Origin of the sequence: Chitinophaga filiformis (genome assembly GCF_023100805.1) — a bacterium.
Lineage (GTDB): Bacteria > Bacteroidota > Bacteroidia > Chitinophagales > Chitinophagaceae > Chitinophaga > Chitinophaga filiformis_B.
In genome coordinates, this window is record NZ_CP095855.1 from 5,091,291 (window position 1) to 5,113,076 (window position 21,786).

Annotated in this window: 11 protein-coding genes; 7 read left to right on the forward strand and 4 right to left on the reverse strand. The window is 47.2% G+C overall.

Annotation, left to right across the window (positions count from 1 at the left end; genetic code table 11):
- Window positions 1–245: 245 nt before the first annotated feature.
- The 7 genes from MYF79_RS19800 to MYF79_RS19825 all read left to right on the forward strand — a co-directional run bounded on the left by MYF79_RS19800 (window position 246) and on the right by MYF79_RS19825 (window position 8,176).
- Window positions 246–605 carry a hypothetical protein gene (locus tag MYF79_RS19800; RefSeq protein WP_247809366.1) on the forward strand — a complete coding sequence of 120 codons (360 nt, stop codon included), beginning with the start codon at window positions 246–248 and terminating at the stop codon, window positions 603–605.
- 121 nt (window positions 606–726) lie between these two features.
- On the forward strand, window positions 727–804 hold the full coding sequence (kdpF, locus tag MYF79_RS32515; RefSeq protein WP_394367271.1) for a K(+)-transporting ATPase subunit F: 78 nt from the start codon (window positions 727–729) through the stop codon (window positions 802–804).
- A 17-nt stretch (window positions 805–821) separates the two neighbouring features.
- Window positions 822–2,534 carry a potassium-transporting ATPase subunit KdpA gene (gene kdpA / locus MYF79_RS19805; protein WP_247809367.1) on the forward strand — a complete coding sequence of 571 codons (1,713 nt, stop codon included), beginning with the start codon at window positions 822–824 and terminating at the stop codon, window positions 2,532–2,534.
- An 83-nt stretch (window positions 2,535–2,617) separates the two neighbouring features.
- The gene (kdpB, locus tag MYF79_RS19810) at window positions 2,618–4,672 is read left to right on the forward strand and encodes a potassium-transporting ATPase subunit KdpB (RefSeq protein WP_247809368.1); all 2,055 of its coding nucleotides are present in this window, start codon (window positions 2,618–2,620) and stop codon (window positions 4,670–4,672) included.
- A 21-nt stretch (window positions 4,673–4,693) separates the two neighbouring features.
- A complete protein-coding gene (locus MYF79_RS19815; RefSeq protein ID WP_247809369.1) occupies window positions 4,694–5,257 on the forward strand; it encodes a K(+)-transporting ATPase subunit C in 564 nt (187 codons plus the stop codon).
- Between the two features lie 95 nt (window positions 5,258–5,352).
- Window positions 5,353–6,477, forward strand: coding sequence for a sensor protein KdpD (locus tag MYF79_RS19820; RefSeq protein ID WP_247809370.1), 1,125 nt, complete (start codon window positions 5,353–5,355; stop codon window positions 6,475–6,477).
- 1 nt (window position 6,478) lies between these two features.
- On the forward strand, window positions 6,479–8,176 hold the full coding sequence (locus MYF79_RS19825) for an ATP-binding protein (RefSeq protein ID WP_247809371.1): 1,698 nt from the start codon (window positions 6,479–6,481) through the stop codon (window positions 8,174–8,176).
- Window positions 8,177–8,245: 69 nt separating this feature from the next.
- On the opposite strand, the gene MYF79_RS19830 is transcribed toward MYF79_RS19825, so the two are convergent.
- The 4 genes from MYF79_RS19830 to MYF79_RS19845 form a co-directional block, all read right to left on the reverse strand.
- Window positions 8,246–10,615 carry an ABC transporter permease gene (locus MYF79_RS19830; RefSeq protein ID WP_247809372.1) on the reverse strand — a complete coding sequence of 790 codons (2,370 nt, stop codon included), beginning with the start codon at window positions 10,613–10,615 and terminating at the stop codon, window positions 8,246–8,248.
- A 695-nt stretch (window positions 10,616–11,310) separates the two neighbouring features.
- The gene (locus tag MYF79_RS19835) at window positions 11,311–11,586 is read right to left on the reverse strand and encodes a hypothetical protein (RefSeq protein ID WP_247809373.1); all 276 of its coding nucleotides are present in this window, start codon (window positions 11,584–11,586) and stop codon (window positions 11,311–11,313) included.
- A gap of 1 nt (window position 11,587) precedes the next feature.
- Window positions 11,588–20,098 carry an RHS repeat domain-containing protein gene (locus MYF79_RS19840; protein WP_247809374.1) on the reverse strand — a complete coding sequence of 2,837 codons (8,511 nt, stop codon included), beginning with the start codon at window positions 20,096–20,098 and terminating at the stop codon, window positions 11,588–11,590.
- 26 nt (window positions 20,099–20,124) lie between these two features.
- Window positions 20,125–21,777: a hypothetical protein gene (locus MYF79_RS19845; RefSeq protein ID WP_247809375.1), complete on the reverse strand. Its 1,653-nt coding sequence runs from the start codon at window positions 21,775–21,777 to the stop codon at window positions 20,125–20,127.
- Window positions 21,778–21,786: the final 9 nt, after the last annotated feature.

Below are 21,786 nucleotides of genomic sequence, written 5' to 3' on the forward strand. Positions count from 1 at the left end.
GGCTCCTGTTGGACAAATCAGGTGGTGAACCGGACAAGCCGGACCGCCAATATCCGGGGGGAGTATGTTTTATCCAAATTGATAAACCCTTCTCAAAATGAGAGGGTTTTACCAACGTCGATTTGCACGCCAATCCCGGCTCAACAATTATACGCCCTCACCAGTGGCGATTTTCCGGTCAAACCGGTACTTCTACCCTGGACCGGGCATGCCATTCGCCTTTATACCCCTGTAAATTGATTTTTATGAACCAATATGAAGCCGCCGCCCAGATTGCGGACGAAATACCGGAAATACAAAAGGAAATAGTAGGTGCACCTGTTTTTGGCAGCGCATACCTCTCTGTAAAGGTATTGGCTAACTATACCGCCAGGATGCTGCAACAGCATCAGCTGCACCAGGTACAACGTTGTATGGTACTGGCAGAAAAGATCTACAACCGTGGCAACCAGCTGATGAAAACTGCCATCGAGAATGTTTTCATCTTTTCATTCTCCACTTTCAGACTGTCCTGCAGTCGCCAGGAGTGGCTGGAAATACAGCGGGTAATGCCGGCCGTGCTCTTTTCCCTTTACATCCAGCAGGTACTGAAGCCGGGCGTATAATCTATCATCTAAAAACACTGTCATATGCTTATAGCGACCTATCTGCTCATTATGCTCATTTGCTTTTATCTCTTCTATAAATCAATAGACTTTTTCGAAAACATATAATTGAACATTTATGATGACACTACTGCTGATCATATCCATCCTTGTATTCATCTACCTGGTGTATGTTCTCCTGAAACCTGAAAAATTCTGATCTCAAACCGATTACTAATGAACAGCGAAATAACAGGTGTTATTCTCACCTTTATCATAACACTGGCGATAGCGTTCCCACTGGGTAAATACATTTCAAAAGTATTCCGGGGCGAGCGCACTTTCACCGACTTCCTGAACCCTGTGGAACGTTTTATCTTCCACATTTGCGGCATAGATCCTCATAAAGAGATGAACTGGAAACAACACATGGCGGCCTTGCTATCTATTAACCTGGTATGGCTGATCTATGCCTTTTTCGTCCTGTTATTCCAGTCACATCTGCCACTTAACCCGGATGGTAATCCGGACATGACGCCCGACCTGGCCTTCAATACCGCCATCAGTTTCCTGGTGAACTGTAACCTGCAGCACTATTCAGGCGAATCCGGGCTTACCTATTTCTCCCAGCTCTTCGTTATCACTTTCCTGCAATTCGTATCTGCCGCTACCGGCGTTGCCGCTGTAGCCGTACTTTTCAGGGCCTTTGCCGACAAAACGACCGAGAAACTGGGAAACTTCTTTGTATTCTTCACCAAAACGATCACCCGTATATTGCTCCCACTGAGCATCATTATGGCCATCATACTGGTGTTCAACGGTACACCGGCCAGCTTTGACGGGAAAGACAGTATCGTTACCGTTCAGGGCGATTCGGTACAGGTGTCCAGAGGTCCTGCTGCTGGTATGATCGCCATTAAGCACCTCGGTACCAATGGCGGCGGATGGTTTGGCGCTAACTCTGCTCACCCGTTGGAAAATCCGAACTACTTCACCAACATGTTGGAGATCGTCTCACAGGTGATCCTCCCAATGGCGCTGATCTTCGCATTCGGCTTCTTCATCCGTAAGAGAAAACTCGGTTATGTCATCTTTGGCGTAATGACGGCAGGCATGCTGACATTAATGATACCTAACCTTATCTCCGAAATAAGCGGCAACCCGGTATTGGCTCACATGGGACTGAAAGATATCACTGCCATGGAGGGCAAAGAAGTACGCTTTGGTGTGCCTGCTTCCGCATACTGGCAGGTCATGACCACGATCATCTCCACTGGCTCGGTGAACTCGATGCACGACAGCTCTATGCCATTATCAGGCGCCATGCAAATGCTTGGTATGATGACCAACTGTTTCTACGGCGGTAAAGGCGTGGGCCTGCTCAACTACTTTATCTTCCTGATCATCGCGGTATTTATCTCCGGGCTGATGGTAGGACGTACGCCCGAATTCATGGGCCGTAAGGTGGAAGCGCGGGAAATGAAGATAGCAGCCATCATTGCACTTTTCCATCCATTCCTGGTGCTCGTTGGCACTGCGTTGTCAGCGTATTTTGCAGCACATCATCCGCAGATGGCATGGTCCGTACAACCTGCTGCATGGTTTAACAATCCGTCCAATCACGGCTTCTCCGAAATGTTATATGAGTATACATCTTCCTCCGCCAACAACGGCTCCGGCTTTGAAGGATTGGCAGACAATAATATCTTCTGGAATATCAGCACCGGTATCGTCATGGTACTCGGCCGCTTTATTCCCATCATTGGTCCGGTTGCCATTGCAGGCATCCTGGCGAAGAAGAAATATATCCCTGAATCCGCGGGTACCCTGCAGACGGATACCGCTACATTCGGTATCATGACCTACGCTGTGATCATGATCGTTGCAGCGCTGGCCTTCTTCCCTGCACTGACCCTGGGACCTATAGCAGAATATTTCCAGTCCCTTTGACAAAACCTTTTGTTACCATCCTAAGTCTAAATCACTATCAGGTTACTATCCTATGACGACCTTGTTCGCAAAACTTGAATTATATGTCTGAACACAATCATAATAAACTTTTTGAACCCGCACTGGTGAGCGGTGCTTTAAAACAGGCTTTCATTAAACTCTCACCCAGGATCATGTTCCGTAACCCGGTGATGTTCACCGTGGAGATAGGTACAGCCATCATGCTGGTGGTTACGCTCTATACCGCCATTAGCGGAAATACGTCCCAGGGTTCCTTCGCATACAACCTGGCTGTGTTTATTATCCTGCTGCTGACGCTACTCTTTGCCAATTTCGCAGAAGCCATTGCTGAAGCAAGGGGTAAAGCGCAGGCAGAAAGTCTCCGCAAAACAAGAGAGGAAACACCTGCCAGGAAGGTACTGGCAGTAGGTGAAGTGTATACCAATGAAATAAAGATCGTCCCTTCTTCGCAGCTACGTAAAGGCGATTTCTTTATCTGCGAAGCCGGTGACATGATCCCTATGGATGGCGAGATCGTCCAGGGTCTCGCTACTATCGACGAATCAGCCATCACCGGTGAATCCGCGCCTGTGATCCGTGAATCCGGCGGTGATAAATCGTCCGTAACAGGCGGTACGAAAGTACTGAGCGACAGGATCAAGGTACGTGTCACTACCGATCCGGGAGAAAGCTTCCTGGATAAAATGATCGCCCTTGTAGAAGGTGCCAGTCGCCAGAAAACACCTAACGAAATTGCCCTTACAATATTGCTGGCAAGCTTTACACTGGTCTTCACCATCGTTTGCGTAACCTTAAAGCCTTTTGGTGATTATGCCAACACACCTATCACCATCGCGGCTTTTGTGTCCCTGTTTGTCTGCCTCATACCTACAACCATCGGCGGGCTGCTCAGCGCGATCGGCATCGCAGGTATGGACCGCGCGCTGAGAGCCAACGTCATTACCAAGAGTGGGAAAGCGGTAGAAACCGCCGGAGACATCGATACCCTGCTGCTTGACAAAACAGGCACCATTACCATCGGTAACCGTAAAGCGACGCATTTCTGGCCGGCGCCAGGCATGGGGGAAAAAGAGTTCTTCGAAGCCTGCGCGCTGGCATCTATGGCAGATGAAACACCCGAAGGTAAATCCATCGTGGAACTGGCTGCCGAAAAAGGTATTAAAATGACTCCGCCCGCCGGCGAAGAAGCGACCTTTATCGAATTCACTGCCGAAACACGCAGCAGCGGACTGAATCTCAACGGGCTCCGTATCCGTAAAGGCGCTTATGACGCTATCCGTCATATCGTTGAGAAGGCAGGCCATCCGTTCCCTGCCGCAACAGAAGAAAAAGTAAAAGAGATCTCATCCAATGGCGGTACGCCCCTGGTGGTAAGCCGTAACGAAACAGTGATCGGCGTGATCGAACTGCAGGACATTATCAAACCCGGCATACGTGAACGTTTTGAACGTCTGCGCAGAATGGGTGTAAAGACAGTAATGGTTACGGGCGATAACCCGCTCACCGCCAGGTATATCGCGGAAAAAGCAGGTGTGGACGATTTTATAGCCGAAGCCAGGCCGGAAGATAAAATGATCTATATCCGCAAGGAGCAGGAAGGCGGCAAACTGGTTGCCATGATGGGAGACGGTACCAATGACGCACCGGCGCTGGCACAAGCGGATGTAGGCGTGGCGATGAACAGCGGTACCCAGGCGGCAAAAGAAGCCGGCAACATGGTGGACCTCGACAACGACCCGACTAAACTGATTGAGATCGTGGAAATCGGTAAACAGTTACTGATGACACGTGGCACGCTCACCACTTTTTCCATCGCAAACGACGTGGCAAAATATTTTGCCATTGTACCAGCACTTTTTGTAACCGCTATTCCGGCTTTGCAGGGGCTCAACATTATGCACCTCGCTTCCCCGGAGAGCGCTATCCTTTCTGCCGTGATCTTCAATGCGCTGATCATTCCTGCCCTGATACCACTGGCACTCAAAGGTGTTGCCTACAAACCTATCGGCGCCAGCGCCCTGTTGCGCAGAAACCTGCTGATCTATGGTTTCGGCGGCGTTATTATCCCTTTTATAGGCATCAAGCTTATAGATCTGTTCCTGACCTTATTCATGTAATTACCGATCAAATAAAACACAATGAAAAAGTATATATGGCCTTCTGTAAAACTGACCCTTTTTATGGTACTGGTATTAGCAGTACTCTATCCCGCCCTGATAGCGGCAATATCCAAAGCCGCTCCGGGACAGGGAAAAGGCAGAACAGTCTCCGTAAACGGTAAAGTTGTTGGCTATGAAAACGTGGGCCAGCGCTTTACTGAAGACAAATACTTCAACAGCCGTCCATCTGCCGTCAACTATAATGCGGCCGGCTCAGGAGGCTCCAACAAAGCCGCTTCCAATCCCGACTACCAGAAAACAGTGCAGGAACGCATTGATACTTTCCTGGCTCATAATCCGGGTGTAAAGAAAGAAGATATTCCGGCGGAACTGGTCACCGCTTCCGGTAGTGGCCTGGACCCGGACATATCCCCTGCTGCCGCCCTGATACAGGTAAAACGCATCGCGGCTATACGTCATCTCTCTGAAACAAAGCTGATGGCGCTGGTGTCCGATCATACTGAACGCCCGGTGCTGGGCATTGCAGGACCATCCAAAGTAAATGTACTTAAACTCAATATAGCTCTGGATACTTTAAAATAAGACGACCCGAATGACAAAGGGATTATGGGCGCTTCTCTGCAGAGAGGCGCCTGCCTGGATTCAGACAGAGAGTGGTTTTTTTGAACATACTGCCTATGAGCGAAAAAGAAAATAACGCGCAACACTTCCTCGACCTGATCCGTCAGTCCAGGCGGGGAAAGTTCAAAATATACATCGGCATGAGCGCCGGTGTGGGCAAGACCTACCGCATGCTGCAGGAGGCCCGGACCTTGCTGCGCAATGGCGTGGATATCCGGATTGCCTACATCGAAACCCATAACCGGGCAGAAACACATGCCCTGCTGGATGGCTTGCCCCTTATTCCCCGCAGGGAATTATTCTACAAAGGTAAAGCCCTCGAAGAGATGGATATGCAGGCCGTTTTGAACCTTCATCCCGAAGTGGTGGTCATTGACGAACTGGCCCATACCAACATAGAAGGCAGCAAGAATGAGAAACGCTGGCAGGATGTAATGGAGATACTGGAAGCGGGCATTAACGTTATCAGCGCCGTCAATATCCAGCATATAGAAGGTCTGCAGGACGAGGTCAAGGGTATCACCGGCGTGGATGTTGCAGAACGCATTCCCGACCTGGTATTGCAACAGGCCGATGAGGTGGTGAATATCGACCTCACGGCCGATGAGCTGATCACCCGTCTGAAGGAAGGCAAGATCTATACTCCGGATAAGATCGCGGTAGCTATAAAGAACTTCTTCCAGCCGGAAAGGATCCTCCAGCTGAGAGAACTGGCACTGAAAGAAGTAGCTGCGCAGGTGGAACGCAAAATAGATTCATCGCTGCCGCGAAGCGCCCAGGCCCGGAATGAGCGCTTCCTGGCATGTATCAGCAGCAATCATCTTATTGCAAAGAAAGTGATCCGCAAAACGGCCAGGCTCTCTGCCTATTACCAGTCCAAATGGTATGTGCTCTATGTACAGACACCTAAAGAAGATGGGGACAAGATCGGGCTTGCAGCCCAGCGGCATCTGATCAATAACTTCAAACTGGTGATGGAACTGGGTGGAGAAGTGATAAAGGTAAAAAGTACTAATATTGCTAAAAGTATCATGCAGACAGCCGAGGAAAAAAAGATCACCACGATCTGTATCGGGAAGCCACACCTCAACGTAATGGGCATGCTGATGAATACAGCCGTATTCTCACAATTGCTGGGCAAGTTGTCGGAATCGGATATTGACATTATAATTCTTTCGTGACATGCGTCTAAAGACGAAACTAAGTATAGGCATTGGATTTTTATTTGTAGCCATTCTCATCTCCGGTATCCTGGGAATCTTCTCCATATACCAGTTAAAGAATGACGCACGTCTTATCCTCGAAGACAACTACGAGACGTTGGTATACGGCAATAATATGCTGACACTAATGGACCGTGTGCCTTTCGATTCTACCGTATTCCCAGAATTTGAACGCAATCTTGCAAAGCAGGAAGCCAATATTACGGAACCCGGCGAAGGCCTTGCCACTGCTGCCGTCAGGAATATATTTGAACAACTGAAACACGATCCTGACAATGACTCCCTGCAAACGATCATCCGCCGGGAGATCTACAAGATCAATACTGCCAACCAGGAAGCCATCCAGCGGAAGAACGCCGTAGCAGAAAAGAACGCCAGGCGTTTCAGCAACTATACCATGTTCATCTTCGGCTTTCTCGCCCTTATTGCATTTACGCTGGCGGTCAACTTCCCGGGCATTATCAGCGAGCCGGTAAATACACTCTCGGAAGGTATCAAGGCCATTGTAAACAAAGACTATTCGAAACGTATCCGCATCTCACAACATGATGAATTCGGGGAACTTGCACAGGCTTTTAACAGCATGGCCGAAAAACTGGATGAGTACGAACATAGTAACCTCGCCAAGATCAAATTTGAAAAGAGCCGTATCGACACCATCATCAACCAGATGAATGACGGTATTATCGGTCTCGATGAACGGAGGAACCTTCTCTTCCTCAATAAGGTGGCTGAAAAGCTGCTCGGCTTGCAGGAAATGGAGATCAGGGGCCAATATGCGCCAGACATTGCACTCAACAACGACCTGATGCGCAACCTGCTAAAACAGGATAGTGCCAATAAAGAACTCAAGATCTATGCTGATGGGAAAGAAAGCTATTTTCACCTGGATGTGCTCAATGTAACAAACCTTGATAAGGTGATCGGACAAGTGATCGTGCTGCGTAATATTACCCCTTTTCATGAGCTCAATGAAGCAAAGACCAACTTCATTGCCACCATCTCCCATGAGCTGAAAACACCGATCGCGTCTATTAAAATGAGCGCCCAGCTGCTGACAGACGCCCGTATCGGCAACGTCAATAAAGAACAGGAAGAACTCGTAAAGAGCATCGCTGACGATGCCGACCGCCTGCTCAAGATCACCAGTGAGCTGCTCAATATGAGCCAGGTGGAAACGGGGCATATTCAGTTGAAGATAGAGCCGGTATCGCCCGACATTATCATCGATAATGCCACCAATACCGTCAGTGCGCTGGCGCAACAGAAGAACATCGCCATCCGGATCAATAAAAACACCAATGACCACAGGATTATGACAGACCCGGAGAAAACAGCCTGGGTATTGACTAATTTCCTCACCAATGCTGTCAAATACTCTCCGGAAGACGGCGAGATTGAGCTGACCACTTCACTCAAAGACAATAATATCGAGTTCTCCGTCTGCGATCATGGCAGGGGCATAGAGGAAAAATATCTGTCCCGCATTTTCGACCGTTACTTTAAAGTACCGGGAACGCCGGAGAAAGTGGGCACCGGACTCGGATTGTCCATCTCCAGGGAATTCATAGAGGCACAGGGCGGAACTATCTGGGTAGACAGCAAGCTGGGAGAAGGCAGCACCTTCGGCTTCAGCCTGCCGGTGTATCATGCCTAAAACTGCCGATTGCTAACAATGTCTCTCATTGGGTGTTGCAGGTATCTGCTAAAGGCGTCATCAACTCCCCTATTCCCGCTTCAGGCTTTTCACCGGATCCACCATTGCCGCACGGATCACCTCAAAGCTCACGGTTAGTAATGTAATACTGATCGCCAGCAATCCGGCAAAGACAAACACCAGCCAGTTAATGGTGATCTTGTATTCAAAATGCTCCAGCCAGGTGTTCATCCCCCACCAGCCGACAGGTATGGCTATTGCAATGGCGGCGGCTACCAGCTTCATAAAATCAAAAGTCAGCAATCCCGTAATATTGAGTACTGAAGCCCCCAAAGCTTTACGTACGCCAATTTCTTTGACACGGCGCTCCGCAACATATGCGGACAGTCCCAGCAATCCCAGGCAGGATATAAATATCGCCAATGCAGCAGATAGCCCCGCCAATGCCTGCGTACGTTGTTCTGCGTCGAACATCCTGGCATATTGCTGATCTGTGAACTGGTAATTGAAGGGATAATTTGGATTATACCGGTTGAATATTGCTTCTGCCTTCATTAAGTTCTCAGCAACAGGCCTGGAAGCGTTGAACCTGATATGCATGGTATTGAACCAACTCCCGGGGCCTTCAATCACTACCGGCGGTACCGTTCCGTAAGAAGAACCGATGACATAATCCTTCACGACACCTACCACCTTCCATGTCTTATTTCCGCCCGGCTCCCTTATAAGCTGTCCGATAGGATCCCTGAATCCCATTACCTTCACCGCTGTTTCATTCAGCATTACAGCAAAACTATCTGTCGGATAGCGATGGATATCAATATCTCTTCCCGCTTTCAGCTCCAATCCCACCGTTTTAACCAGGCCGGCGTCAGTGCTGAACAAGGCGATGGTGCCTGCAAAATCAGGACGTTTACCTTCCCAGTCCAGGCCCCAGGTATTACTGCCACGTTCAGTAATGGAAGACATGGTTTTCGTCACCGATGTGGCGATCCCCTCACTGATCAGATCATGTCTGATCAACGCATAATTCTTAGCAATATCTCCGTCAAAATTAACATTGATAAGATTACTCCTGGAATAACCGGTTTCCCTTTCCTGGGCATACCGGATCTGGTTCCGGATAACAATTGTAGAGATGATCAGGACAACGGCAAATGTGAACTGGAACACCACCAATACCTTTCTGGGCGAGAACCTTCCTTCTCTGCCCCTGACTCCGCCTTTCAGTACTTTGACAGGCTTAAAGGCAGAAAGATAAAAGGCAGGATACGCGCCTGCCAGCAAACCGGTGATCAATATGAATCCAATGGCACTGGCCCAGAAACCTGCATTGCCATAGGGCATGGAAAGTGCCACATTTACCAGCCTGTTAAAATAAGGCAATGCCTGGTGCACCATTACCAGTGCGATGACGCCGGCAATAAACGACATTAGTAAAGCTTCCGTCATAAACTGGGCGATCAGCATCCCCTTTCCAGCTCCCGCCACTTTACGCACACCAACCTCCTTTGCCCGTTTCTCACTCTTAGCGGTGCTCAGGTTCACAAAATTGATACAGGCAATTAGCAGGATCATTATCACCACAACAGCAAATAAGCGCACTACGGCTATACGTCCACCCGCAGGTTTGCCATCCTTGAATACGGCATACAGATGCCATTGCTCCAGCGGAAAAAGAAAATGGGTCCATATATCAGGGTTGCCGGAATAACGCCTCGCAATCCCTGCTATCTTATTGTCAAATGCAGACACGTTGGTATTAGGCTTCAGCAATACAAATGTCGATACATTGTTACTGAGCCAGCTGTCATTGTTCCACCCGATCTTATGCAGATAATCCCAGGGCAACAGATATTCAAAATCGAAACGCGTATTGGAGGGAAGACGCTTCAATACTGCTGTTACCTGGAAGTAGTCAACAGAATCGATCTTAATCACTTTATTCAAAGCATCCTCCTTTCCAAACAGCTTCTCTGCCAGCGCCTCTGTAATAACGATGGAATTGATATTTTTAAGCGGTTCGCGAGTCACTGTACTGAGCGCCGGGAAACTGAACATCCGGAGGAATGCAGGATCGACGAAGCCACCATTAATACCCGTAAAACGTTTGTCGCCCGCAGTCAACAGCAAACTGCTGACACCTGCAAACCGTGTCGTATTTTCTACTTCCCCAAAATCTTTTTTCAGCGTCGGCCCCAGGGGCTGTTCGGTCTGATTGATCACGATCTGCGTTCCATCAACAGCGGTCAGGCCCTGCACCTCATACAGGCGGTCCTTATGTTCATGGAATTTATCGAAGCTGATCTCGTTCTGTAACCACAGGAATACAAGGCCCGCTGCCGCCATACCTACAGCTAAGCCGGAAATGTTAATGATGGAAAAACGTTTGGTGGACAGCAGACTGCGCCAGGCGATCTTCAGGTGGTTTCTTATCATGGGATGATCCGTTTTGGATTGCGTTCGGGGTGTGGGAACAAGGGGTATGCCAAGGAGGAATGGCATCACTAACAATTGGTTAATTATTAAATATAATTAAATGTGTTCAGTATTATGGGGGTAAGTGTTCGATTTTGAGACATTTCATACACGTCTGATAAATGATATTCAGTACTTATATCTACATCTGTTTCAGGTATTTCGTACAAACATAAATGCTAGTTCCAGTGACATTGACTTTCTTAAGATTCTCTTTCCCATAAAAAGCCGGCGACAGTTTCCCGCTTGCGTCACCTATTCACCAAACGCCGACACTATATATATTCCTCATGACAGATTACTATAGATGAACAGTCTGTATAATCCAAGTAACTCAAATGCACGGAGACAACAAAGGAGTTCAACACGGAACTCCTTTGTTATTTTCTTAATATGGACACAAGTTTACTATTACAACTTCTTTTGAATTCAAGGTTTCTGCTCCCGGACTTCACAATGTGTTCATAAAGGTGCCGAAGGCCCTTTTACTTTTCCCACTCTTATCGATAAACGTTGGTAGCGGCCATGCGTTGAGCGTTCACTCATTTTATTGACAACTTTTTCCTATCGAAGCAATAAGAACAGTCATACCCAGACAGTCTTCCCATCTTGGAGATAAAACTAAATCAAATTAATGCCATTGGCACTTAACGATACTAATAAGGGTGATTAGACTCATTAATGTATTCATCAGATTTATAGATAGACTTTAACTTTTTTCCGCAAAAAGGGCAAAACTCCATTACTATAGCCTTAATCTTATCATCAAAAACATGATAGCCCTCTGTAATGTAATAGCGATACACATTATCGCCCCAATAACCCCGGTCTAAAAAGTTTTGACTGAGTTTGATAATTCGAAAATTAAGCCCCATTTCGCTATTGCCTTCGTAACGAAATCGGAACTTTTCGCAACAAAATTTCTTTTCCATTTTATTTTAAAGGTTTTGCTAAAGAGTTCACTGCTTCAACAACATTCTTCCCGAGAAACATGTATTCTGTACTTATCTGTCCTGCTACGTGTATTCCCGTCTTCATCTCTAATTCTCCCGCATTTTTTAATGCGAAAAGAGCATATTGTGAAATTTCATACTCCATAACCTGTCCACCATTTTTCACGTATGTTGCGGCCACTGCAGCATCATCCGTCAGAAAAAGTATGGTTGAACCGGCTTCCGATCCCGTTGTTCCTCTATATAACGTCTTGACAGCGTCAAATTCGTCCTTCGGCTTCATAATTTTAAGATACTCTGCTGCATCTTTTATCACTGGGGCCGCTTTCTTAAAGAACGGAATTGTTTTTACCGACAGCTTAGCAAATACACTCTCCACTACTGCCTCAACAGGAATCAACGGAATAGCCATATCAACTAGTTGTCCGGTCGTTGACGTCGAGCTAGGCTTTGCCGCTGTCGGCTGTAAAGGATCCGCAGTTATTACCGACCAGATATAGTATAAATCGTCGACAGCCTTTGCAAACTCAGATTTTGGATCATTTGTTGGCTGTGTTACCTTATTTTTTGTTGACGTATTTTGAGTTGTGACGGTCTCGTGTGGTTTGGCAAAGCCCTTAAATGCGGCGACCTGTGCCTGTTTGCTGTCTGCCCACGGACCGTTAACTGTTTGCTCCTTTCCATCTTTTCCTGTTACCTTGAACTCTTCGAGGCCGTCTAAATCAACAGCCCAAATCGGCGTATTCCCGGCAAACTGATATGGTGTATACCAAGGATAATCTCTCGTCAACGGATCCACACTTAAGAACCTCCCGATCCTCGGATCGTAGACCCTCATTCCATAATCCTGCTGATTCCCATCTCCCTTTACCTCATTGTCATTTTCCTTCCCATTAAACCCATAACGATACTTACTACTCGCCAATCCACGGCCGTACATCCGCATACCGAAAGGATAATATTCTTGCGCAGAAACCAGATCAGGCTGATAATAATCTATCACATTACCGTCAGAAGACACTCCGATCTTTTTATCAGACACCGTTGCCAACACATTACCCAAATGATTACTTAGCTCAAAGAATTTTCTGCCCCGGACAAAATTAATATTTATTCCAGACCCTAAGCCATTCAGAGGAGTTACTTCAGGCACTGTAACACTCTGTACATTGGTATTCAGCGTATGAATACCCAATCGACTATTGCCATATAAGTGTGCCTCTGTCTGGGTAAGTAAACCTCCGTTGAGCGTACTGTCACCCTTGGTATATATACTCATCACATTTCCTGTCGCATCCCGCACATACCAGGTCTGTATACCCTTGACCGTCTTACTAATACGGTTTTGATCCACGCCATAGGTATAATTAATTACACCATTACTTGCGGTACTAATCTGCCTGATCTTGTCATAGCCGGTCCACTGTGTACTTGTAATGCCTGCCGCTCTGTCTATGTTTAACTGGCCACCGGCAGTATAAGTATAATTACCTGTTGTCTGATTGTCTATATCATTCGCATAATTGGCCGCGGGAACTGCATCAGAAATATATGACAGTTTGTTTGTACCACTGGTATAATTATATACCATGTCATCCATATCGATCGGCTGCCCTGCAAATGTATTGTTGCCTTTGCGCTTATAAGTACGGATGTTACCGTTGGGATCATAAGATACATCTTCCTTGAAATCAGGTAACGGGACGGGGGCCCAGGCATTTGCCGATTTATTGAGGCCCTGGCTGACCTGCATTCCCACTATCCTGTTTAGCACATCATAATTATAAGTATACAAGAACGGCGCGCCGACAGACGGTATATTCTGACTGATCGCAGCAATATTGCCATTAAATAATGGTTTAAACGCGGCTCCTGCAGTACCGGCTCCTGCAAAAGGTCTGGCGGTACTATTAATCGGATTGTAGTCGCGATCACCAAAATAATGTAGTGCAAAACCATAAGCATCTTTCGCCACGGCGCTCGCGCCTGAGCCGTCGTGCCCAATATCGAACGTAGCGGTATCTGCCGTACTGTTAATCCCCTTCAACCAACCCTGCAAAGTATACGCATAGTCAATTCCCTGTACCTTTTGCTGACCAATAACCGCTCTGGCCAGTCCTCCATGTTTATAGTACTGGTAATAGGCATCATTGTCCCAGTTGATGCTGTCGCGGCTGGTTTCTACATTGGTAATCCTGTTATTCGCGTCATAGCTGTATCGATGATAAAAAGCATCTGGTTGTCCCGGTTGATAAGCGACGTGATTCACGTTTCCGCTGATCAGATCATAACGATACACTATTTTCTTCCAACGGTTATTGCCATCTGCCATTCCACCGGTCTTAAAGTCCTGGATCAGGGTATCGACGTTTCCATGCGCATCGTAGCTATAAAACGTCGCTGAAGTATATGCTCCACTACTAATGGCGGCAATGCCAGCGTACGCCGCAGACCAGGCAACCCGGTTCCTCAGGTTACGGGGACTGATTATAGCCCCGGTCAATGGCGCATAAGGCTCGTCATAATTCGTGGTGACAATTTCAAGCCTGCTCATGTTTGCATACCATTGTGCCAGGGTATACGGATTGCGGCTGGTAATGTTTGATAATGAGCCGGATGTACTACCAGTTTGCGTAATCCGCCCCAGGTTATCATAGACAGTATAGATGCTATTGGTTGATAAGGTCGGCTGCGCTGCAACCAATCTTCCTATCCTGTCATAAGCGTATTTAAACGCCGCGGTGATATCCGGTGTCATCTTGGCAATCACCTGGTTCAAGGTATTATACCGGTAATTCGTTACCATGGTATGTGCAGGCAATTGCTCAAGGCCCCTCGCCCTGGCCGACTTTACAGCGTTCAGCCAGGTCTGCGTACGGTTTACCACAACACCCGCCGGCGGCACTGTCTTCACCAAAGATCCCGCACGATCATAATAATACAAGGTATAATGATACTCAGAGGTGGTATAAGATACCGTAAAGATCTCCCTCAATCCGGCATTCATGCAACTATCAATATATGCCTTGTTGAAACCGGCTTTCAGGGAATCCCGGTAAGCATTGAATAACTCTGTTCCTTTGCTTACCGCAAAGAACTCATTATCAGAACAGTTATTTATCTCATTCACATCCACATCTCCAAACACAGGTTTCGTATTACCACATAACAAGGGGCCTTTACTCATCCGGAAGCAGCTGTCAGCACCTACACAGTTAAATGTTCTGTGTACGGGCGCTATCGCGTTGCCAGTAAGGGTAAATGCCTTCACTGCGGTATCCTTGATAACAACATCCCAAACCATGACCGTATCGGGATTAACTCTCACACCAACAGGGTCAAAAGTATCATTGATCAGGCTATCGCTACATCCCATCGGACCACTGGGTGGCGTAAATATCATCATAGCACTCCGGCCATAATTACCAGCACCCACAAATCCGCCATCAGCATTCTCTATAAGCTTTGTAAAGAAAACCGAACTGTCCGATCTGAACAGATCCGACCAGAGCAGGTTGCCATCTCCACTGGTTTTCTCCCACACAATGCCATAATTGTTAGACAGCTGGATATTCTGTACCGCCATAATATTACCGTCCGATCCCACTGCTGTCGGCATCCACCGGATCACCGTTTTATTCAGCGGACGGGAAAACTGCTTCACATACTTTACCTGGCCATTGTCTGCTACACTCAGTATGGCCTGCCTAACGCCCCCGGCATCACCTGCTGAATAGCTGGTGATATATCCTCCCTTCACTTTATGAATATAATTCGAAAAGTTGGTGATGGTCTTTGTCGGCTGACCAATGTCATACCAGTGAACATGCAGTTGCTTACCCGTCTTTTTATCTACCTTCAATATCCAGCCATCAAACTGACCTGTAATGCCGGTTACCCAGGAGCATCCTGCAATCACCAATGTATCATTGTTCTCCAGCAGTGAATAACCTTCATCGCCACTTCCCTGTCCAAATCGTTTCAACCAGTTGAATGTACCGTCAGATTGAAGTGAGCCGACCAGAAAATCTGCCACCCCATCTGCGAGGTTATATCGCGCAACATAGGCATAACCACCGTCACTTGTCTGTATAATGTCAGCGCCGACCTCACCATTCGTAGTGTTCAAACCGACACGCTTACTCCAGGTCACATCACCTTTCTCCGTCAGCTTAACGATCATCGCATCTCTCGCTACTGCATAAGCTGCAATGGTTCCGACAGCAATATATCCCCCATCGGATGTAGATTTAATCTGGGCAAAATTGTCGTTGCCGGTGCCGCCGTAATGTCTGGACCACAGCACCTCACCCTTACTATCCGTCCGGATAAGATATGCGTTCTTATTATTCGCCGCTATTGTTGTTGACCCTGCGATCATAAATCCGTTATCCGGAGTGCGGATAACATCATAAACCGTGTCAATACTTCCTGTTGTATAACTATGGATCAACTGTTTGCCCCCGCGGCAAACAATACTGTCTTTAAATGAATAAAGCTGACAGGTATCCATAAAGTTCAGGTACTCCCACAGCTGTTTGTTCATTCCCAGCTGATTATTCATGAAGCTCACAAACAGCTCATTCTTCCGTTGCTGCACAGAATCCGCTTCTTCACGCAATGGTGTAATGCCCGGGTAGCTTGCCTGAAAACGGCTGTAGCTGTTCCCCACCACCTCACAGCTTGCGCAGGGCGCAGCTATGTTACATTGCATAATGGTGGGAATCACCAGCGGCTCCTCGAAATAAGTACAGGTAGTCGTTCCCGGCACATTGCATGCGCCCAGCAACTGCTGAACCTGTACTTCAGTTAAAGAAGTACCCCTTGTACGGTTCAGGTAAGTCGCCAGCGAAATATCAGATGGCTTCTTATAGGCCAGGTATTCTGTATTTAAGATCCTGAGTTGATTGCACTCGCAGTCAGTAGGCGCCGTGTAAGTCGGCCTGTTTGTATAGGCAGCCTGTTTATCGTACGGCGCCGGCAATGTAATAAGATATGCATTGCAGTTCAGCGGATCTGTAATACCGGCCTGCGCATTGTAGGCATTCAGTACATCACTGAAACTCCTGTAGTAGTTTCCGCTGGACGGTTTAACAGAGCTCGCTCCATAAGGATGATCTATGTCAGCTCCTTCCTTGCAGACAACCAGCAGTTTAGGTATAATGATACTATCCAGTACCTGCTGACTATACTTACAAGGCGCCAGTTGTTTCACCCATGCCTGTACATAGCTCCTGCAGTTCTCATCATAAGAGCGCTGCAGCTGTGCATTAGCAGAGTCCTTTAACACGGTAGTATCAGCATTGTTGCCCAGGAATCCACCTCCGTTCTCACTCAATGCCTCATTCACCACATAGAAATTAGGCTGCTTGCCTGCAGCACTCAGCTGTGCAGATGTTATCCTCGGGTAACCCGGATAAATAACATTGTTGATCCTGTCATTAATAATATTATGCTTGGTGGTCAGGTACATCTGGCGGAAGGCCCTCCACGCCATATCAAGATCTCCCTTACACATCAATGCTTCATTGAAAGCCTTTGCCGGCGTACTATATTGCTGGTAGCAGGTAGCGCTGCTGCGCGAACATTTTACGCTGACAGTTGCCATACTCCACATAGACAGCAAGCTTGCGCCACTGCCGCCATTAAAGTTATTAAGCACCTTTTCCAGTCCGTCTTTCGCAGTCGCAGCAAGTGGATCTTTATTGCCTGTTACTACAGGGAAAATAAAACTGTTGTTGGCCGTCGGATTCAGGTAACCCTTTTCCTTCGCCTCTGCATAGGTATCTACTCCCTCAAATGTCTTATCCCACAAATAGCTGTCTGCATACTTCTGCATTTCCAGCAGCTTATAATACTCCGGATGGAACTTCAGTAATGCCTCCGCCCAGGAGGCCTTGAATTTAGCCGCGAATTGCTCAGGATTCAGCAGTTGTGGTATTACATAGGTATCACTGACGTCATCATATACTGTATCCCTGCGTCCCAGCTCGTCATAATACACTACATCATCTCTCCTGTATGGCGCCTGCACATTCTCATCCGCATGGTAGAATATGGAATAGATATTCAGTGTATCCGCCGGATCGGCATATTGACCATAAGGTCCGGACACATCCAGCAGCATAGCATTTCTGATACCCTGGATCTCCGAACCGGAATCGCATAAAACATCACAAGCCGCTACCGCCGCCAGATAAGCCGCATATACGGCTCCCCTGTAAGACGCAGAATCAACAGGCGTAACGCCGGCTTTCGCCAGATAGTTATTCCTGAAAGTATCCCAGGTACCTATACTATCGCGGCAGCTCTTACAATCCGGTATGCAGGTCTTACTACTGTCGTTCGCCAGGATATCCCGTTGCTGCTGCACAAACTGCTCAAGTGTAGTACATAACTGTTTCTTCATGTACACACTATCCCTGTAATAATCCATTGCCTCACGGTTCACGCTCAAACGCTTGGTGATCTGGTAAGTACCTGCAGGCAAAAAGATGGTAAATCCAACGTTCATATCCGGTACTCCGCAGGTAGCAGGAACCGATCCCGGAGTATAATTATGCAATACGGTGTCAAATGGCTTGCCGCCCAGACGCTGATTGGATGCATCGTCAGTAATGCTGATCTCCAGGTCAAACAAACCATTATAACATATCGCGTTATTATTACAATCGCTACGCTGCAGGACCGGGGCTTTCAATTTGTAATTAAACACGTAATTGCCAGGCAGGGTCACCAGCTGGCTCTGTGTGTTTTCCATTACAAGGTCCTTGACGATCCTGTTGTTCGCTTTGGACAATGTATCTGTATAGGATATAAGTGGATTATAGGACAGTCCTGCCAAATCAGCACTATCCGGAACACCCGACAATGCTGTGGCGATAGTACGTCCATACATATCTACATAACTAACATGATACTGGCCATTGGCATCCTCTACAATATTTTTAAAATAATGCGATTTAACGCCTACCTCTGTTCCGAATAAAGCATCCAGGTCATTATCGCCGGGAGCACCGTAGCTATATTTCGTTTCATGGTTACTACCCAATTTAAATACCGGACCTACACCACTTTGACGGCTTACTCTTCCTGTTCTGTCCTGGGTATAAGATGTCTCAGTAAATGCATATCCGCCTGCATCGGGGATATACTGATTAAACCCATTGCCTTTCTCAGGATTATCAGCCGAATAGTATTGATTTGCCCCCGAAGCTGTTGACATCGGTTTGGCCGAAGCACTTAAAATATCTGCAGGACTGATAAGCGTATCATAATTCCCCTTATCATATTCACCACCATTAATACTTCTGTTAAAGTTCCGGGAATAACTGATCACCGATTTCAATGTCGGCGCACCAAGTACATTGATCACGGGCCTTCCCTGATAATCATAATATGATTCACCTACAATAGTCGTGTTTGTAGTATTATCTTTTGTCACCGTCTGTCGGCTACGAAGGCTTCCATCGTAGTACTGAACCACGGATTTCCTTTTCCCATCCTCAGCAAAAGCGGTCGTTGCCTGCCAGTTTAATGCCCGTTGATGTCCTGTAAAGCTGTACTGCCCCAAACCGTCCTGGTATAAGGAACTCCAGGCCGTCTCAGTCCTGCTTCCTCCATCGCCTTCCTGTACCGCCCTTACCCTGAAAAACAGAACACCACCATCATCATACAGCAATGGTATACTATAAGCATTATTCTTTACAGTAACTCTGTCTGCATTATTGCGAAATAATAATTCTCTGTTAAAAGGGTTGCCATACCGGCCACTCAGCAGCGCTGTGGAATCAATGTAGGCCCATTCCAGATCATATACATCGGCGCCGGTTATCACCGGCCATGTAACACTGATCTCATCTGTGGAATCTGTATTAGGCGGCGCCGGAGATACAATGCTGATGCTTTTCACACCATCATTTGTGCAGGACAACTTATAAAGTACCCGCGCATCCATCTCGTTCTCCAGTACCAGTGCAGGTAATATATCTGAGCTTGCATCGGTAGTCACGCCAAGCACTTTTACAGTTACCCTGTGCCCATTGTTAAACACAAAATTGTTCCTGGCTGTATAAACACTGGTATCCGAATAATTGATGGTCAGTGTCCTTTCCACTGAGTCCAAACTGAAATCCGGTTTCGTATAAATGATCCGTACGCTGACAGCTGCCGTAAAGGTAGCCGGCAATACCACCCGCGCATACTCATTTATCCTGAAGGTGATAATGTTCTTTACCTGATAAGGCGTATCCAGCTTACCCTGTAAAACAGGATTAAAATATGCTGTATCCTGCACAGTTGTGATCGAATCCTTAGCCAGCTGCCCTCTGGCGCCATCCAGCAGCCCTTTAAGCACGCTTACAGTCTGCCCCTGTACATTTCCTGAAACCAGCACAAATAACAATGCAAGGACAAGCATCACCGGTTTAATCATCTTAAACGGTATGCTCTTTTTCAGGCCGGGTTTTATTATTAATAATATACGTTTCATTCGTCCGTTATTTTCAAAATGATTGATTATGGCAACACCTCTTTCAACAGGGCGCTTCTTGTTTCCGAGATCGTTTTAATGCCTCTCTCGGTTTCTTTTTTCACGCGTATCAGGGTACCATCATCATCATACTCATACATTGTAGCATAGTTATTTGCATCCAGCTCCGCCATCAGACGAAGATTATCAGGATTATACACAAAGGATTTCATATTGGAGTTATAGGGATGGATCCGTATATCATCAAAATAAACAGGCAACTGACCGGTAGACTGCAGGTATAAGGTGATGCTGACAGCATCAGCAGGTACATCCAATGGCTGTTCATATTTTTGCCAACCCTCTATAATATTGCCGTTTGGTACAGCGATGACGGTAATACTATCTGTCGCCCTTTTTATTTTTATGAAGATCTGGTTGCCGGTGTAGGTACTGCCTTTACATGCGGACCCTTCTTTCACCCACGCACTGAGCAACAAGCGCTTGCCCGCCAGCGGGGAAAAGACGGGCAGCAGCACCTCCTTCCCGGCCCGTATACTTTTTAATATCAACTGCTTATCTATACAGCGGCTGCTGTCTTTGTTGATAGCAATGCTGAAATTATTAGAATCACTTGCTACGATGTCAGCTCCGATCCCCAAACTGCCTCCGGCCGCCACTTTCAGGCTATAGCGCCCCGTATGTTGTTCTGTCGTATCGAGGTACTGCTTGTACGGAGAGAAATCAAAACTGCGTGTCGTAGCACAACCATTACTGCATGTTGCCTCATTCAGGAAATAGTCCTCGAATCCGTCAAAAGCGCTTTCCCGGTACCTGCAGTTATCCGTCACCGCAACAGGCAAGGCATCTGCAAATCCATATAAGCCGGAAGTATATCTTCCCAGCGGGTCTTTGGTCTCCACCTCCATACCTCTCCTGTTATACAAAGTAGTCTCATTCATCCACAGCCATCTCACCGTATCCGGTTGTACTACCCATTTCTTATTGTTCAATTTCCAGTAATAGGTAAAATTGAAAATGGTGCCCGCCGTTCTGGCGTGCAGCGACTGCGTGGCATTAACTTCATTATGATCAGTATACATCGTATACTTCCTCAGCGGCCGCCAGTTCCCGGCCAGACCACCCACATAAGGATTGACGCTTGTATCGGTCACCGCGCTGTAACAACTACCTGAAGGCGCAACCACACAGGTATAACAGGTACCGATTGCCAGCTGCGCCACCTTCACGCTGCCACCGGCGTTATGATAGGTAACTACATCTGCACCGGTACAGGCATCACTGCGTAAACTGTCAAATCTGACAGCGCCGGCAGACGACTGCAGGGAAATCTCGCAATCGCCCACACGGGCCTTGTAAAGTGTGCCTACGGTATCTGCTGTGATGGCGTAGAAATTCTTATTAATATTCTTATACAAAATGGCGCATTGTGTATAAGATATATTGTACCCCGCCTTCCTTGCATCCCTTATCAGTGAAGAGATGACAACATGCTCAGCCTCCGGCGTAAAAAGCCGCCGGGAGCTGATCAGGTAATCAAATAATGGCCGCAGGCAGCCACAGGTACAGGAGGCCTGCCCCTGTGCAGACAGCCTGCTCTGCGTACCGGCGCCTCCTGTAAGCAGCAGTATCAACACCACTACCCTGTATAAAAATTTATATGCTTTATGCTTTTTCATATTGACTCA